The organism is Flagellimonas lutimaris, from assembly GCF_003581615.1.
GTDB classification, from domain to species: Bacteria; Bacteroidota; Bacteroidia; order Flavobacteriales; family Flavobacteriaceae; genus Flagellimonas; species Flagellimonas lutimaris.
The window spans coordinates 331237-350104 of sequence record NZ_QXFH01000070.1 but is presented as its reverse complement, the minus strand read 5'-3'; the positions used below and the strand labels follow the sequence as shown (position 1 = coordinate 350104).

11 protein-coding genes are annotated in these 18868 nt (G+C 40.3%); 10 read left to right on the top strand and 1 reads right to left on the bottom strand.

Annotated elements, in window-relative coordinates; all coding sequences use genetic code 11:
• Positions 1-21 precede the first annotated feature (21 nt).
• From D2V08_RS06005 to D2V08_RS05960, 10 genes are all read left to right on the top strand, one after another.
• The gene (locus D2V08_RS06005) at positions 22-1386 is read left to right on the top strand and encodes a TolC family protein (RefSeq protein WP_245980517.1); all 1365 of its coding nucleotides are present in this window, start codon (positions 22-24) and stop codon (positions 1384-1386) included.
• Between the two features lie 8 nt (positions 1387-1394).
• Entirely contained in the window at positions 1395-2645 is a 1251-nt protein-coding gene (locus D2V08_RS06000; protein WP_119607150.1) for an efflux RND transporter periplasmic adaptor subunit, read from the top strand.
• Positions 2646-2713: 68 nt separating this feature from the next.
• Entirely contained in the window at positions 2714-3409 is a 696-nt protein-coding gene (locus tag D2V08_RS05995) for an ABC transporter ATP-binding protein (RefSeq protein WP_119607149.1), read from the top strand.
• Positions 3410-3439: 30 nt separating this feature from the next.
• Positions 3440-5818, top strand: a complete 2379-nt coding sequence (locus D2V08_RS05990; protein ID WP_119607148.1) for an ABC transporter permease — start codon at positions 3440-3442, stop codon at positions 5816-5818.
• 21 nt (positions 5819-5839) lie between these two features.
• Complete coding sequence (locus D2V08_RS05985) at positions 5840-8257, top strand: ABC transporter permease (RefSeq protein ID WP_119607147.1); 2418 nt, start codon at positions 5840-5842, stop codon at positions 8255-8257.
• A gap of 21 nt (positions 8258-8278) precedes the next feature.
• Positions 8279-10678, top strand: coding sequence for an ABC transporter permease (locus tag D2V08_RS05980; protein WP_119607146.1), 2400 nt, complete (start codon positions 8279-8281; stop codon positions 10676-10678).
• A gap of 24 nt (positions 10679-10702) precedes the next feature.
• Positions 10703-13135 carry an ABC transporter permease gene (locus tag D2V08_RS05975; protein ID WP_119607145.1) on the top strand — a complete coding sequence of 811 codons (2433 nt, stop codon included), beginning with the start codon at positions 10703-10705 and terminating at the stop codon, positions 13133-13135.
• Positions 13136-13154: 19 nt separating this feature from the next.
• Entirely contained in the window at positions 13155-15566 is a 2412-nt protein-coding gene (locus tag D2V08_RS05970) for an ABC transporter permease (RefSeq protein WP_119607144.1), read from the top strand.
• 20 nt (positions 15567-15586) lie between these two features.
• Complete coding sequence (locus D2V08_RS05965) at positions 15587-17083, top strand: serine hydrolase domain-containing protein (RefSeq protein WP_119607143.1); 1497 nt, start codon at positions 15587-15589, stop codon at positions 17081-17083.
• Between the two features lies 1 nt (position 17084).
• Positions 17085-17747, top strand: coding sequence for an ABC transporter ATP-binding protein (locus tag D2V08_RS05960; RefSeq protein ID WP_119607142.1), 663 nt, complete (start codon positions 17085-17087; stop codon positions 17745-17747).
• Here D2V08_RS05960 and D2V08_RS05955 read toward each other — a convergent pair.
• Positions 17744-18862 (bottom strand): NAD(P)/FAD-dependent oxidoreductase, encoded by a 1119-nt coding sequence (locus tag D2V08_RS05955; RefSeq protein ID WP_119607141.1) that lies wholly within the window; start codon positions 18860-18862, stop codon positions 17744-17746. The two genes, D2V08_RS05960 and D2V08_RS05955, sit on opposite strands and share 4 nt — an antisense overlap.
• Between the last annotated feature and the right edge of the window lie 6 nt (positions 18863-18868).

The window sequence follows — 18868 nt, the reverse complement described above, 5'->3', positions numbered from 1 at the left end:
TAAAATGAATTTGGCACAAGAATGGACAGTAGTTTGGCACAGGATAAAATTATGAGTCTAAAAACATACATAACAACCTTATTATTATTTACTGCATTCATTGGGGTCTCCCAAGAGGTTTGGACCTTAGAAGAATGTGTGGACTATGCCATTGAGCATAACCTTCAAGTGAAGAATACTGCTTATAACAACGAATCCAGTAGGGAATCTTATAGACAGTCTGTCAGGGACTTGTTGCCATCGGTAAATGGGTCCACCGATTACAGTATTAGATACGGTAGATCTGCAGATCCACAGACCAACGATTTTGTGAATACCCAGTTCTTCAGTAATAATTATTCCCTTAACGCCAACTTGGACTTGTTTCGTGGTTTTCAAAAGCTGAATTCCATTAGAGCCTCCAAGTTCATTTACAAGGCTACCCAAGAAGATATTCTACAAGAGAAATTTCTACTGGCTTTTAGGGTAATGAGTGCCTATTACGATATTAAATTTTTCGAAGGTTTGGTGGCCAATTCCTTGGAGCAACTGGAAATTTCACAAGGAAACTATGATTTGGTCCAAAAACAAGTGGAACTTGGGTTAATGGCCGGTGCCGACCTTTATGAAGCAGAGTCCAATCTTTTGGGAGATAAACTTTTGTTGACACAGAATAGAAACCAACTTACAAATGCCAAACTAGTCCTGATTCAAGAAATGAATTTGACCGAAGTATCGGATATAAACCTAAAAGAAAGCTTGGAGGAAACTATGGTAAATGAAGATGTTGCTTTGGATTCCCTGTACCAATCCGCCAGAGGATTTGTGCCCTTAGTAAAATCACAAGAATATAGAGTAACAGCAGCCAAAAAACAATTGCAGGCCACAAGAGGGGGATTGTTTCCTTCTTTATCTCTTTTTGCAGGTTACGGAACCAGCTATTTTGAGACCAATGTGGATGAAAATGGCAATGTTATACCTTTTAGAACACAGTTTAGTGATAACACGTCCAAGTTTGTTGGGGCACAATTGAATATTCCTATAAGTAATGGATGGTCCAACCATTCCAGAGTTAAGCAGCAGAAGATAGCGTATATGCAAGCCAAGAATAATTTGGAGATTCAGGAGCAGGAACTTTTTCAGTTGTTGCAACAACTTGTTCAAGATAATAGAGCCCTTATTGCAGAATTTGAACAAAGTGCAAAACAAGTAGAATCACAACAAATCGCTTTTACCATAGCGCAAAAGAGATACGAAAAAGGATTGATCAATGCCTTGGAGCTTTTTCAGGCAAAGAACCTTTATGGTGTTGCGCAGAACCAAAACCTACAAGTAGGTCTAAGGTTAAAAGTCAACCAGAGCACCATTGACTTTTATAACGGGCTATCAATTTTTAATATCAACTAAAAAATACGATGGATATACAATTAGAAAAAAAGAAAGGACTTAAGCTCAAGCACTACGGTTATATAGCCATAGGAATATTGCTCTTATTTGTTGGCTACAAATTTATTTTTGCCACTTCCATGTCCACTTTTAGAACGGAAAAGGAGCGTTTGTCCATTTCTTCCGTTACTGACGGCAAGTTTGATGATTATATTACCATAAATGGTAATGTAGCCCCAATTGCAACTATTTATATGGATGCGTATGAAGGTGGAAGAGTATCCGAAAAGTTGATAGAAGAAGGTTCCATGGTTAAAAAAGGGGACATCATTCTAAAACTAGAGAATATGGCCCTGTACGAACAGATTTTGGCCAGCGAAAGCAACCTGGCACTAAAGCAGAACGACCTTCGCTCTACCAAACTAACTTTTGATTCCAGACAGGTTGAAGGAAGAAAATCCTTGGCCACAGCACAATACGATGTTCAAAGGCTAAAACGTGCCTATGAGCAGAACCAAGAGTTGTATGAAGAAGAATTGATTTCAAAGGAAACGTATTTAAAGTCTAAGGAAGATTACGAATTGGCGCAAAAGCAATACGAAATCGTAAAGCTACAGACCGAGCAGGATGATGAATTGAGGGAAACCTCCTTAAAAGGATTGGACACCGACTTGGCGCGTATGCAAAAAACGTTATCCATGGTCTACGAACGTTTGGACCATTTAAATGTTCGCGCGCCCGCTGATGGGCAACTAGGGTTTTTGGATGCCGAAATCGGTCAGAATATTTCACAGGGGCAACGTATTGGACAGATTAACGTACTCACCGACTTTAAAATTGAAGCCGATATTGACGAGCACTATATCGATCGTGTAAAAAGAGATCTTTCTGCCACTTTGGAGCGTAATGGCAACGAGTTCAAATTGCGCTTGCGCAAAGTATACCCAGAAGTTCGGAACGGTAGGTTCCGCGTAGACTTGGTTTTTGTGGACGAAAAACCAGAAACCATTCGCGCCGGACAGAGTTACAACATACGATTGCAATTGGGCGAATCCAACAATGCCCTTTTGTTGCCCAAAGGAGGCTTTTTCCAAAGTACAGGTGGCCAATGGGTTTTTGTGATTAGTCCTGATGGAAACGAAGCCATTAAGCGTAATGTACGATTGGGAAAACAAAATTCAAGATATTATGAAGTCCTCGAAGGACTTCAACCAGGGGAACAGGTCATTACCAGCAACTATGATAGTTTTGGTGATGCAGAACGGATTGTACTGAAATAATTCGTAGAAATGTAACATCAATCAATAAAGTGTAGTCTTTAACAAAACATAAAACAACCATCAAAAAAATGATACAGATAACAGATCTTAAAAAAAGTTTCCGAACGGAAGAGGTAGAAACCTTGGCCTTGAACGGTGTAAACCTAAAAGTGGAAGAGGGTGAATTTGTGGCAATCATGGGCCCGTCCGGATGTGGAAAATCTACTTTGCTGAACATCATCGGCATGCTGGACAACCCTACGGAGGGCAGCTACAATTTTGCCGGGCACGAAGTGGGCGGATTAAAAGAAAGCCAGCGAACCCAACTTAGGAAAGGTAACCTGGGCTTTGTGTTCCAGAGCTTTAACCTTATTGATGAGCTTACCGTTTTTGAAAACGTGGAACTTCCCTTGATCTACCTTAAAATGAACAAGGCTGAAAGAAAGGAAAAAGTTATGAAAGTATTGGAGCGCATGAAGATTGCACATAGGGAAAAGCACTTCCCACAGCAACTTTCCGGAGGACAACAACAAAGGGTTGCCATTGCCCGTGCGGTAGTCACCAATCCAAAACTGATCTTGGCGGATGAGCCAACAGGTAACTTGGATTCCAAAAACGGTATCGAGGTAATGAACCTGTTGACCGAGCTAAACCAAGAAGGAACTACCATTGTTATGGTAACTCACTCCGACCGCGATTCGCATTATGCACACAGGGTCATCAACCTATTCGACGGTCAAATTGTGACAGAAAGCCAAAACAAGCCCATGAAAGCAATGGTGTAGGAGTTTAATCATCAATCATAAAAGAACATTATGTTTAGGAACTATATCAAAATCGCCTTCAGAAGTCTTTGGAAAAACAAGGGCTACAGTGCTCTTAATATTTTTGGATTGGCCATAGGTATTACCTGTGCCAGTCTAATATTACTTTGGGTAGAAGACGAAGTGAATTATGATAGCGTTTTCCCTAAACAAGATTTGGTATATATTGTTCCTACAAATCAAACTTTCGAGGGTGAAGTCTATACATTTTATTCGACGCCTGGGCCTTTGGCAAAGGATTTGAAAGATGAGATACCGGAAGTTACCAAATCCTCTACTACCTGGGGGGGAGAAATTTTACTTTCTGATGGCGAAAATGGAATCAATCGGTATGGGAGATATGTATCTCCTGATTTTTTAGACATCTTCAGCCTCAACTTTTTGGAGGGAGAATTAAAAGGCGCGCTAGCGAGGCCAGATGGAATCATCTTGACGCAAGAAACAGCCGCAGCACTTTTCGGTTCGGACAAAAAAGTGCTTAGCCGTGTAATAAAAGTCAACGACGAATATAGTTTTACTGTTACCGGAGTTGTAGAAGATTTGCCCAATAATGTCACGTTCGGGTTCAACTGGCTCCTACCTTTTGAACGATTTCAGCTAGGGGAAGAAGATATGTCCTGGACGGAAGAGTATGGTAACAACTTTGCCGACACCTTTGTAGAAATTGCTCCTAATTCGAACTTTAAAGAAGTAGATAACAAAGTAAGGGCAATAATTGCCTCGAAAATGGATAGTGATAATGGAATCCCAAATGAGGCTTTTTTGCATTCCATCAAGGATTGGCATTTACGTTCAGATTTTAGAGGTGGAAAGAAGGTTGGAGGCCAAATTACCTTTGTTCGCTTAGTAGCATTTATTGCATTGATCATACTGTTGATAGCGTGTATAAATTTTATGAATCTATCGACTGCTAGGAGCGGGAAAAGGGCTAATGAAGTAGGGGTTCGAAAAGTACTGGGTTCCAGTAAGAAACTACTGGTCTCCCAATTTATGATGGAAGCTTTGATCATGGCGGGTATTTCTGCTTTGTTGAGCATTGTTTTATTGTTGGTTTTATTGCCATTGTTCAACACGCTGGTGGAAAAACAGATTGAATTAAGATTACTTGAACCAGTACATATATTTTCTCTTTTATCAATTACGTTGGTTTCCGGTCTTTTGGCAGGGTGGTACCCTGCCTTATATCTTTCGTCTTTTAGACCTGGACAGGTGCTTAAAGGGAATGGCAAAAATCAAGGCAGCGCAACGATAATTCGCAAGGGGCTTGTAGTCACACAATTTGCGGCATCTATTGTTTTCATCATTAGTAGTATTATAATCTATCAGCAAATACAACATGTTAGAGCTCGTGATGTAGGTTATAAAAAAGAGAACTTAGTTAATGTCTCGGTTAGCGGAAACATGGTTGATAAATTCTATCCAATTAAAGAAGATTTGATGGCTTCCGGGGCAGTTGAAAATGTAGCCCTTACAAATTCTTATATGTTATCCAGTGGTAACAACGGGTCGGGTTTGAGCTGGCAAGGAGGCGTAAATACTGAAGATGTTCTGGTTAGATTTAGATATGTGAGCCCTAGTTTTTTTAATACCGTTGGTTTAGATATGGTTGAAGGACATGGTTTTAATGAAGATAGGGCCGTGGATAGTACCAATGTAATTATAACCCAATCTTTTGCGGATCTTATGGGAGATAAGAGCGCTCTAGGTAAGACCATCATGCGCAATGATATCAATTATAATGTCATAGGAGTTGTAAAGGATTATCTCTATGGCGATATGTACGGTAATGGAAAAACAGGTCCGGTCATGTTCTATAATAATTATGATGGGGCCAATGCCATGTATATAAATATAAGACCAGAATCGTCAAGAACAGAGGCATTGGCGATGATTGAGGAAATTCTTAAAGAATACAATCCTGCGTTTCCATTCGAATATCGTTTTGAAAATGACATGTTCAATTCTAGGTTCAGAAATGAGGAATTGATTGGTGAGCTTTCCAAAATCTTTTCTCTTCTAGCCATTATTATTTCTTGTATGGGATTGCTTGGACTTGCTGCCTTTACAGCAGAGCAACGTAGAAAGGAAATTGGCGTTAGAAAGGTGTTGGGGTCTAGTATTACGGGTATTGTTGGCTTGCTGTCCAAAGATTTTATGCGATTGGTGTTTATGGCAATTGTCATAGCCATTCCTATTGCATGGTTCTTTATGCAAAATTGGTTGGAGAGCTATGCCTATCGTATTTCCATTAATGCCTGGGCATTTGTGATAGCAGGGGCCATTGCCATAATCATAGCCTTGTTGACCATTTGTTTTCAAGCAATTAATGCGGCTAGGGTAAATCCGGTTAAAAGTTTACGTTCGGAATAAATCAATCAAAAATCATCAATCATGTTCAAAAATCACCTAAATATCGCTTGGAGAACTATCAAAAAGGACAAGCTCTTTACTTTTATCAAAATAGGAGGTTTTGCCGTGGGTATTGCCGCCTGTCTTTTAATTGCCCTATTTATTCGTAACGAGGTCAGCTACGATCAGCATTATGCCAAGAAGGACCAAATCTATAGGGTGGTGATGCAGGGCGTGCTCCAGGGCGAGGTATTGAAAAGCACACACTTCCAGTTGCCTTTTGCTGAAGCAGTCCAATCGGATTTTCCAGAAATAATCAAGGCGGGAAAAGTAAACAATATTGAGATTTTTGGTGCAGGCAAGCATGGAATTCGGGTGAACGGTAAACAGGAGAACACTTTTGAGGAGAACTTTGTTCTGGCCGACCAAGAAGCATTCGATATTTTGGAAATCAATCTGAAACAAGGTAATCCAGAAACTGCTTTAATAGAACCCAAAAGCCTTGTGATTTCGAAATCCAAGGCGGAAAAGTATTTTCCAAACGGTAATGCTCTGGAGCAGACCATATTTTTGGATAACGACACTTCAAAACCGTATACCATTACAGGCGTAATGGAGGATATACCCGAGAACTCCCATCTTAACTTCGACTTTATGCTTCCCGTGGAGGACAATTATGGTAGCTGGACGAACCAGAACTATTTCACTTATGTATTGGTCAACCCGAATACCAACATTCAGGAATTGGAGCAAAAAATGTCTTTGATTGTAGAAAAATATATCATCCCGGCACAAATAAAGAGAGGCCGTTCCGCTGATTTTATAGATGTGTTGAGAACGATTGAATATAAACTGCAACCGATAACGGATATCTACCTAAAATCAGATATTAAAATGCAGGACGGTCTAAAGCACGGTGATATTAAGTTTATATGGTTGTTTGCTGCAATCGCCGCCTTTGTATTGCTCTTGGCCATGATTAATTTTATCAACCTTTCCACGGCCAAGTCGGCCAATAGGGCAAAAGAGGTAGGGCTTAGAAAAACTATTGGTGCTTTTAGGAATAATCTCGTGAACCAGTTTCTTACGGAATCGGTGGTTTTCAGTATCATTTCTTTTGTGTTGGGGATTGCACTCGCATGGGTATTGCTCCCTACGTTTAATGAGATTGCTTCGAAAAACATGGAATTGCCATGGTCCACATGGTGGTTTCTTCCAGCTTTATTGATAGCCGCTCTATTGATTGGAGTTTTGGCCGGTTTGTACCCAGCGTTCTATTTATCTGCATTTAGACCAGTGAACGTTTTAAAAGGCACGCTGAGTGTTGGAAGTAAAAGTGGAAGATTAAGGAGTGGTTTAGTGATTTTTCAGTTTACCACTTCGGTAATATTGATTATTGGAACATTGATTATTTATCGTCAAATGGACTATATAATCAGTAAGGAGTTAGGATATAATAAAGAGCGGGTTGTGGTTCTCGAGGGAACCAATATTCTTGGGAACAAAATAGAATCTTTTAAGGAGCAACTATCATCTTTATCACAAGTAAAAAATGTAACATCCACCAATTACCTACCTGTTGATGGGGGAAGTAGAAATGGAAACACTTTTATGGTCGAAGGGCAAGATGATGGTGGTAGAGGCATTCCAGCTCAAATTTGGAGAGTGGATTATGACTATATTAAAACTTTGGGCATTCAAATGACAAAAGGAAGGGATTTCTCCAAGGAATTTGCCTATGATTCGATTAATTCCATTGTCATCAATACTAAAATGGCCTCTGATTTAGGTTTAAAAGACCCAATTGGCAAAAAAATTGACAATGGTGGTCAAACCTTCGAAGTAATCGGAGTTATTGAAAACTTCCATTTTAAATCTTTGAAAGAAGATATCTCTGCACTCTCCTTGGTGATAGGAAAGGATGTTGGTGCCGTTTCCGTAAAACTGGAAAAAGGGAATCCATCAGAAGCTTTATCATCCATAGAAAAGGTGTGGAACAGGAATATACCGAACCAAGCACTCAATTATACTTTTTTGGAACAAGAGTTTGCACAAATGCATGATGACGTTCAACGAATGGGCAAAATATTCAACAGTTTCGCCCTTTTCGCCTTACTTGTAGCTTGTTTGGGATTATTTGCCCTATCTGCCTTTATGGTGGAACAACGACGAAAGGAAATAAGCATCCGACGTGTTTTGGGAGCCCCGTTCAAGAATATTTACCAGTTGCTTACGCTCGATTTTTTAAAGCTGATCGTTATTTCCATCTGCATTGCAATTCCAATTGGGTGGTACTTTATGAACCGATGGTTGGAGGGGTTTGCTTATCACATAACCATTGGTTGGGAAATATTTGCAACCGCGGCACTTATAGCGCTTGGCATAGCAATACTTACAATTAGTTATCAATCGATAGGAGCGGCATTTTTGCAGCCTACTAAAGGATTACGTACAGAATAAATCAATCAAAAACCATCAATCATGTTTAAGAATTATGTGAAAATAGCCTGGAGAAACCTTACTAAGAACAAGGGTTATACCATTATTAATGTAGGCGGTCTTGCACTTGGAATGGCTGTGGCCTTAATTATAGGGTTATGGATCAAGGATGAGCTTTCCCATAACAGTTATTTTTCGAACAAAGATCAAATAGCGCAGATATATCAATCTCAGACAAATAATGGAGAAACAGGAACTGGGCCAGCCATTCCACGACCTTTAGAAATGGCTATTAGGGAAGGCTATATGGATAATTTTAAGCATGTAGTGATGTCATCCTGGACCACCCCACAGTATCTTAAGTACAAAGAAACCAGTATTTCAAGGGAGGGAAACTTTATGCAACGAGAAGCTCCTGAAATGTTTGACCTTAATATTTTAAAAGGAGAAAAGGATGGAATTCGGGAAATCAATTCAATCATGCTTTCGGAATCTACAGCTAAAGCTCTTTTCGGTGATGCTGACCCTATTGGAAAAACGATTGAGGTTAATAGTCAATATGATATGATGGTTACAGCGGTATTCGAAGACATACCGTTCAATACTTCTTTTAGCGACACAGATTTTTTGATGCCATGGGATAAGTACGTTTCCGTTAATGAATGGGTCAAAAATTCTGTAGACCACTGGGGCAACAACTCTTATCAGATGTTTGTCCAGATTGCGGATAATACTTCCATGGAAGCGGTTACAGATAAGATAAGAAATGTAAAAAAAGACCTTAACGAAGACTCTCGAGAATTTAACCCTCAATTGTTTTTGCTTCCTATGAAGGACTGGCATTTGCGTTCACGATTCGAAAATGGAAAACAAGCCGGTGGTAGAATTAAGTACGTATGGTTATTTGGTATTATCGGCGCTTTTGTATTGCTTTTGGCTTGTATAAACTTTATGAACCTTAGTACTGCAAGGTCCGAGAAGAGGGCCAAGGAAGTGGGCATCAGAAAATCGATTGGGTCACAACGTAGTCAATTGATCAATCAATTCTTGGGAGAGTCGTTTTTGGTAGTGCTTTTTGCATTTGTTATTGCTGTTGCCATTGTAGTGCTTTCGCTTAACGGGTTTAATGACCTGGCCAGAAAAGAGTTGGTGTTTCCATGGGGGTCTATTGGTTTTTGGGCGTCGTCTTTGGTCTTCATTCTGTTTACCGCATTATTGGCAGGCAGTTATCCTGCACTTTATTTGTCTTCGTTCAAACCAGTTGATGTGCTAAAAGGCACCTTTAAAACGGGGAAACATTCCGGTTTGCCCAGAAAAATATTGGTAGTGGTTCAGTTTACGGTATCCGTGGCTTTCATTATAGGCACTGTAATCGTGATGCAGCAAATCAACCACGCAAAAAACAGACCTATAGGTTATGACAAGGAAGGTTTGGTACAAGTGCCGACAATGAGTGAGGATTTTACCGGAAAGTTTGAATTGATGCGTGAAGAATTCATCAATTCCGGAGCCGTTACCGAAATGTCCACGTCAAGTGCTCCTACTACCCGCATATGGTCCAATAGAAGCGGGTTTGACTGGGAGGGCAAACCGGAAGGTTTCCAGGAAGATTTAGCTTGGACCGAAGTATCTCCGGAATATGCCAAGAGCCTTAATTTAAAAATTATAGCAGGAAGGGATTTTTCACGAGAGTTTGCTTCTGACTCTACTGGTGTTCTACTTAATGAAACTGCAGTGAAATACATGGGCCTTCAAGATCCTATAGGGAAATTAATCACTGATCCTGACACAGAAAACCCTATCGATCCTATGAAGATTATTGGAGTGGTCCAGGATATGATAGCCCAATCTCCATACGAACCCGTAAAGCAAGGGATGTATGTGTTTGACAAAGATGGAAATGGTTCTTTTTATAATATGCGGTTGAACCCTAGCCAAAGTGCCAGCCAAAATATAGCGGTAATCGAACGAGTTTTTAAGGAGCATTTTCCCAATATCCCATTTCAATATGATTTTGTGGATGAAGAGTATGGTGAAAAATTTGCCGCAGAAGAACGGATAGGTCGTCTTTCCGGAATTTTCACTGCCCTTGCCATTTTAATCAGTTGTTTGGGATTGTTTGGACTGACATCTTTTGTAGCAGAACAAAGAACCAAGGAAATTGGGGTAAGAAAAGTACTGGGCGCCTCTGTGTTCAATGTGTGGAACATGTTGTCCAAGGACTTTTTAAAACTGGTAATTATCTCCTGTTTTATAGCAGTCCCTATAGCCTATTATGTAATGAACGGTTGGTTACAAGAGTATCCGTATCGTGTGATCTTGAAATGGTGGATTTTTGCTCTGGCCATGATCGGGGCTTTAGCAGTTACCATTTTAACGGTAAGCTTTCAGGCCATTAAAGCAGCAAAATTAAATCCAGCCAGAAGCTTAAGAACAGAATAACAGTATCATCAAAAAACGGAAATCATGTTTAAAAACAACATTAAAATAGCATGGAGGAGCCTTAAAAAGCAGCCATTCTTCACCTTTCTCAACATATTTGGATTAGCTATCGGAATGGCTGGGGGGCTTTTGCTCGGTCTTTACATTTATGATGAATTAAGTCACGATACCATGTTCACCGATGCAGACCGGATTTATCGCATTAATGCAGATATGAAGTTCGGAGGCAAGGCGGAGCAAATGGCCGAGGTCTCCGCACCCATGGCGGGCGCAATGATGAATGATTATCCCGAGGTGGAACTCACCACACGGTTCAGGGGTGTTGGAAGTGTTTTTATCAAAGAAGAGGGAACACGCAGCAATGTACGCGAACCAGGGGTCACCTATGCCGACTCCACCTTCTTTGAAATGCTGGGGATAAAACTCCTTTATGGTGATGAAAATACTGCTTTGACAGAGCCCAATACCGTGGTGATGACCAAAACTGCCGCTGTAAAACACTTTCCAATAGACCAGGCCGTCGGAAAGACCGTTTTGCTGAATGACCGAGATGTATATACCGTCTCTGGTATTGTGGATGATATGCCTGAGAATTCCTTTTTAAGGGACAGGGACTTGTTCTTGGCCATGTCAGGATATGAAGATTCGCGGATGGCCGAATGGGGAAGCCATAATTATTATACTCTCATAAAATTGATTCCCGGGGCTTCAGTAGCAGATTTGGAGGTCGAAATGCAGTCCATGGTAGGGAAATATCTTATTCCTTATGCCCAAAGGTTTTTTCCTGGAATTACCGAGCAACAGTTCTTGGATTCTGGAAATTACATGAAATACTCCACCATCGCCCTTACGGACATACACCTATATTCCGGGAGAGGACCAGAATTTAGTCCGGTAAGTGATATTAAAAATGTCTACATCCTAGGAGCCATAGCGTTAATTCTTCTCATATTGGCCAGTGTCAACTTTATGAATCTCACTACTGCGCATTCCCTAAAACGATCTAAAGAAGTGGGTATCCGAAAAACATTGGGATCTCAAAGAAGTAGTTTGATAGGCCAGTTTTTAACCGAATCCGGATTGATTGCGATGGGATCCCTTGTGTTTGCCGTAATTATTGCCGCAGTTACAATGCCATTGTATAATGATCTCAGTGGTAAGGAACTGTCCATTCCATTTACAAACCCCTTGTTCTGGGTGGTTTTGTTGATGGCCTCCTTGGCCCTGGGCATTCTATCCGGTAGTTATCCGGCCTTTTTTATGTCCCGTTTTGTTGCGGCCAAAGTACTGAAAGGTCAGGGAGACAATTCCATTGGCGGGGGACGTGTCAGGAACATTCTGGTAGTGCTCCAGTTTTCCATTTCTGTATTCCTGATCATGGGCACATTGACGGTTTTCCAACAATTGAGTTACATTCAAGGAAAAGATCTTGGCTATGCCAAAGATCAAGTTTTGGTGATTCAAGGGGTTAATTCATTGGATGGCAACAAAAAGGCTTTCAAAAACGAAGTGGGGCAATTAAGCCAGGTGAATACGGCCACATTAAGCAGCTATTTGCCCACACCATCTTCTCGAAGCGATAGTTCATTTATGCGAAAGGAAGATCGAAGTCAGGAAAAGGCCATCAATATGCAACAATGGCGCGTGGATGAAAATTACATTTCCACTATTGGGCTCTCGTTGGTCTCAGGTAGAAATTTTGATGTTACTCGATACGCTAGCGATTCCACGGCAATTATCCTTAATGAAAAAGCGGTGGCTATTTTGGGGGAAACTCCCGAAACTGTATTGGGCCAACAATTTCTGGATAATTTTGACGAAGAATCACTGATTACAGTAATCGGGGTTGTAAAGGATTTCAATTTTGAATCCCTACGGGATGAGGTTGAGGCACTTGCCCTATTTTACGGAACTGATAGGGCCAGTAATTTGATTATTAAACTGGCCAAAGGTGACGTTACCCGAACCATTGGGGACATTGAGAATATCTGGATGAATATTGCCCCCACTCAACCATTCGAATATTATTTTATGGACGACTCCTTCAATACAAGTTATGAAGCGGAGCAACGTCTGGGGCAAATTTTCATGATTTTTACCGTTCTGTCCATAATAATTGCCTGTTTAGGACTTCTTGGGCTTGCTGCTTTCAATGCGCAAAAACGGGTAAAGGAAATAGGTGTGAGAAAAGTGCTAGGTGCAGGAGTGGGACAAATTGTGTATCGTCTCTCCATGGATTTCCTAAAACTCGTCGGGCTCTCGGTAATCATTGCACTTCCTTTAGGATGGTTTGCCATGGATAGGTGGTTACAAGACTTCTCTTACCGAATAGATATTCCATGGTGGATTTTTGCACTATCCGCATTCATGGCTGTGGGCGTTGCCCTTTTAACGGTGAGTTATCAAAGTATAAAAGCGGCGATTGTAAATCCAGTAAAGAGTCTTAGAACAGAATAGATCAACCAAAACCTAAAAAATGTTCAAGAACTATTTAAAAATCGCCTGGCGGAACCTGATCAAGAACAGAATATTTAGCATTGCCAACATAATGGGGCTTACCTGCGCGTTTGCCGTTGCACTTTTGTTGACCATGACCGCAATGTTCGAACTCTCTTTTGATCAATTTCATGAGAATAAAAATTCCACATATCAAGTCTATCTTACCAACCAAACTCCTAGAGGAGCAGAAGTAAGCACATCAAATCCAGTGCCTTTGGCGAAGGCACTGAAAGAAGAAGTTCCGGGAATAAAACAGATTACGCGTTCCTTGAGTGAAGATGCGCTGGTAACCTACAAAGAAAAAAATTTGAATTTGGATGCTGAATATGTAGATCCAGAATTCTTCAACCTATTTACGTTTGCCGTAATTAATGGTAATACCAACAATCCGCTTCCCACCAAAAATTCGGTATCCATTTCGGAGGAAACTGCGTTAAAAACTTTTGGTACAACCAATGTTGTGGGAGAAATTCTTCAGATAAGAATAGGAAGCGAGGAAAAACCATTTACCGTTGCATCCATTTTAGAAAATACACCAGCTAATAGCAGTATGGATTTTGATATTGTGATTCCTTTTGAGAATCATCCGGAATATGAATCCAACAAAGATGTATGGAACTCTCAGTTTCTACCTGTTTACTTGCAGTTGGAAGAAGGAGTGACAACTCAACAATTTGAGGAGAACACAAGAGCCTTTGCAAACCTTCATTATGCGGAAAGTATTGAAAGTGACAAAAGAGATGGTGCCACTCCCGATGTCAACGGGCAATACAAACAATTTCACTTGATGCCCATTACGGACATGCATTTTGCATCTTTTAAAGCAGGTAAAGCTGAAGCGCCACGAACCTTTCCGTATATTATTTTAGGGGTAGCGTTAGTAATCATATTTATTGTTTGCGCCAATTTCATTAATATGAATATTGCCTTGAGCGAAAAAAGACTCAAAGAAATTGGAATGCGCAAGACGCTTGGTGCTGTCAAAAAGCAATTGTTCTTCCAGTTTTGGATGGAAAGTGTGATTGTTTTTTTGATTGCGATAGGTTTGGGACTTATGGTCAGTAATTTGCTCATAGACCCGTTCAAGACCCTTTTTAATACAAAGGCCACATTCGCCGAGGTGACCCAACCAGGAATTATTGTGCTGTTTGCGGCGTCCATTTTTGTAATCACTCTGATTGCTGGAGGGTACCCTGCATTACTTTTGAGCAAGCTGAGTACACTTCGGGCACTAAAGGGTAAACTCGATTTGGGCAAAAACCGACTGCGCAATGGGTTGATCGTCCTTCAATTTGTTATCGCCATTATCTTGATCAGTGGAACTTTGGTATTGCATGGGCAAATAGACTTTTTACGTAACAAAGACCTTGGATACAACAAGGAGCAAGTGGTGTCTATTCCCTTAAACGGAAGAAAGGATAGCTATGCTGTTCTGGATTTATTGCGTGATGAGCTTTCCCAAAATTCTGACATTTTGAGCGTTTCGGGTTCTGATAGTAATTTGGGACTTGGAAAAGACGGAAGTATTACTAGCAGTGCAATGGGCTTTGAATACAAAGGCAGAGGTGTCGTCACCAATGCCCTAACAGTGGATTATGATTATGCCAAAACGCTGGACATTGAGCTTAAATCAGGTCGAATGTTCAACCGAGAATTTAGTACGGACAGCCTTAGTATGGTAATCAACGAAAGTATGGCGAAGCAATTAGGAGAAGAGGACCCTTTGTCCATCCGTATTCCCATGGACGATTCCATTACATATTCGGTTGTTGGAGTTGTAAAAGACTATAATTTTCAGGAAGTCAGCAGAAAAATAAAGCCACTTACGCTTTTCATGAATCGTAATTGGGACCTTTATTATGCCTATGTGAAAATTGCCCCACAAAATACGGCACAATCTTTTGATGCCATAAAAAATGCATGGGAGAAAGTTGAACCACAGGCCGAGTTCTTGGGCTCATTTCTGGACGAAAATGTGGACCGCACCTTTAAAAGGGAAAAAACCATGGCAACCATTATTACAAGTGGCAGTGTATTGGGAATTATTTTAAGTTGTCTGGGGCTCTTTGCCATATCCATGTTGGTAGTTGCCCAACGAACCAAGGAGATCGGAGTACGAAAAGTGGTTGGTGCAAGTGTATCTTCTGTGGCACTTTTGCTGACCAAAGATTTTTTAAAGTTGGTCGGCCTTGCCTTTTTTATTGCCACACCAATTGCTTGGTACTTTTTAAATGAATGGCTTCAGAACTATGCATCCCATGTTAGCTTAAGCCCATTGTTTTTTCTTGGCGCAGGACTTACAGCCAGTCTTATTGCCTTTATTACCGTGGGTTCACGCACAGTAAAAGCAGCATCTGCCAATCCAGTAAAAAGTTTACGAACAGAATAGAACACAAATACTACTGTAAAATGAAAAGTAATATATTGAAAGCGCTATGCCTATCATTGGTTTTCGGTAACACTTTATTGGCTCAAGAGGGGTTAAAAGATGATAGCCTTGCGTTTAAAATTGACAAATTCTTGAGTGAAAGTGTTGCTAACGGTTATTCAGGAAGCGTTTTAGTGGCCAAAGAAGGTGAATTTGTTTTCTCGAAGGGATTTGGTTGGGCCGATAGATCCTTGAAAATAACAAACACTCCGTCAACGGTATTTAATGTAGGCTCAGTAACCAAGCAATTTACGGCGGCTGCTATTTTGAAGCTTATGGAAGATCAAGAACTGAAAGTTTCGGATAACATTGAAAAGTATTTTCCACAAGTACCTGCCGATAAAAGAGACATTACGATACATCATTTGCTTACTCATACATCTGGTGTATCACCAAGAACAGGAGGATTCAGATATGATAAAGCGAGCAAAGAAGCTTTTTTAAAGGACTTTTTTGAAGCAGAATTAATGTATGCGCCGGGAACAAAACATACTTATGCCAATGCCAACTATATTTTGTTGTCAGCAATAATTGAACAAGCCTCCCAACAAGATTATGAAACATTTTTAAGGGAAAACTTTTGGACTCCTTTGCAAATGAACCATACAGGTTATAAGGAGATACATTTTAATAGCGAGCAGCTTGCGCACGGATACTATTTCCATTATACAGATGGTGAATGGCGGGATTGGGGAATAACTCAAGAACATCTACCCTACAACAATGAGCATTGGTACAGTATCGGAAAAGGAGACATATATTCTACCGTCGAAGATTTGTACAAATGGCACCTTGCTTTGGAAAACAGTAAAGTACTGTCTGCCGAAACAAACAACTTAATGGAAAAGGCCCATGTCCCAGAGAATGAAACTAGAACATCATTTTATGGGTATGGTTGGGCCATATTCAATTCACGGAACAACACAAAAATTGTTGCACATAACGGTAGTAATGGAATTTACTTTGCGGATTTTCTCAGGTTTGTAGAAGATGATTTAGTGGTAATTGCTTTGTCTAACATCATTTTAAACCACCAATCAGAAAATGTAGCATGGGATATTGCTTCAATGGTGATAGATGAAGAATACAGTTCCAAAATAATTCCAAAAAACAAGTATGAGCTGGTTTTTGATTTTATTAGGTCGAACTCTCCTGATAAAGTGAGTCTATTACCTCAATTTATTGAGAGCAAAACCGAAACGCCAATAAATGATAAGGCGCTCTTGAACCGAATCGGCTTTAAACAAGTATCAGAGAACAAGGATGTTGAATGGGGCGTTGCACTGTTAAAACTGAATACAGATCTTTTCCCAGAAGATGGAAATCTTTGGGATTCTTTAGGTGAAGGATATTATTTGCTTAATGACAAGCCCAACGCTATTAAAAGTTTTAAAAAGGCGATAGAGCTTAAACCTGGGGCGAATTGCTATTGGTGCGAAAATTCTAGAAAAAAATTAGACGAAATAAAAAACAAATAAGATGCTATTACAACTCAACAACATATTTAAATGGGTACATTCAGGAGGTCAACGCTTCTTTTTACTGAAGGACATCAATCTTGAAGTAGAAGAAGGAGAATTTATCTCTGTAATGGGACCTTCGGGCTCGGGAAAATCCACTTTGCTCAACGTTATTGGGATGTTGGACACCTTTGACGAGGGAGAGTATAATTTCTTGGACGAATCCGTTCATTCTCTAAAGGAGAAACACCGTTCTAATCTGTATAAACAATATATTGGTTTTGTATTCCAATCCTATCATTTGCTGGATGAACTTACGGTAAAGGAAAACTTGGAAATGCCGTTGATTTATAAGAAAATTAAAGGCGCTGAACGTAAGGCCAGGGTAGCTGATATGTTGGACCGGTTCAACATTGTGGGAAAAAAGGATCTTTTTCCCGCCCAGTTAAGTGGGGGACAGCAGCAATTGGTCGGTGTGGCCAGAGCATTGATATCAAATCCTAAACTGATATTGGCGGATGAGCCCACTGGAAACCTAAATTCAAAGCAGGGAGAGGAAATCATGGAACTGTTTAAACAATTGAATGATGAAGGGGTAACCATAATTCAGGTGACGCACTCCGAGAAAAATGCTGAATACGGTTCCAGGACCATCAATTTATTGGACGGAAGAATGGTTTAATCGGCTAAATCAGCCAATTCTTTACCAACAAGGCTTCCCAGAGCCACGCCCATGCCTCCTAACCGAACACCGCAAAAAATGGAATTGGAAACCTGTTTTACGATAGGGGATTTTTGTTTGCCCACGCCCATTATGCCACTCCATCTTCGTTCAATTTTGACGAGTTGATTCGGTAAAATCATATCCTGGAGTAATGCTTCAAGCTTATTTTGGATAATTTGTGTTTCTCCAAATTCTGTAGTTTCCTCGGTTTTAAAATCAAGGTTTCGGCCACCTCCAAACAAGATTCTGTTGTCAATGTTTCGGAAATAATAATACCCTTCATCAAAATGAAAGGTGCCTTTTATTTCCAAACTTTTGATGGGTTCCGTAACCAAAACCTGCGCTCGTGCAGGCTTCACAGTTTCTGATTTTAATAGTTTGGAAGCAAAACCATTGGTGGCCACAAATACTTTTTTGGACGAAAACTCAAAGTCACCTGTTACGATGGTAGCGCCATTATTCGATTCAACAACATCATTGACCATAACCCCATTTAAAATAGGAATTCCCAAGGACAAACATTTTTGAATCAAGGAACGCATCATTTTTCCAGTATCCAATTGCCCTTCCAGTTGGTGTGTGATGTATTTTTCTTGAATATTACCAAAACCGAACAGATTATTGTTGGTTACAAAAGGGTTTTGACCAAAAATGGGCCCCATCAAACCGTTGAGGTAAGGAATGGATTCCAAACAGTTTTCGTAGAACTGAGGTTTTCCCAAAGGGAAAAGTTCATGACTGCCGTGCAATTGAAAACCTATGGCTTCATCGCCCAACAGACTTCGTAGTCGTTGAATGCCATTCCAACGTTTTTGAACCAGTTGCACCACTTCTTCCTCGGTATGATGCTCTAGGTCCGATAAAATTTCGGAAACGCTTCCAAAACAAGCAAAGCCTGCATTTTTGGTGCTTGCTCCTTGGGGTAAGCTGCCTTTTTCAAGAATTAAGATATTGCTTTTGGGGTATTTTTTCTTCAGGTTGATGGCACAGTTAATGCCAACGATGCCGCTGCCGATAACGCTAAAGTCAACATTTGAAAACCAACTTTTATGTTCCCAATAACTTAATTCCATAAAAGA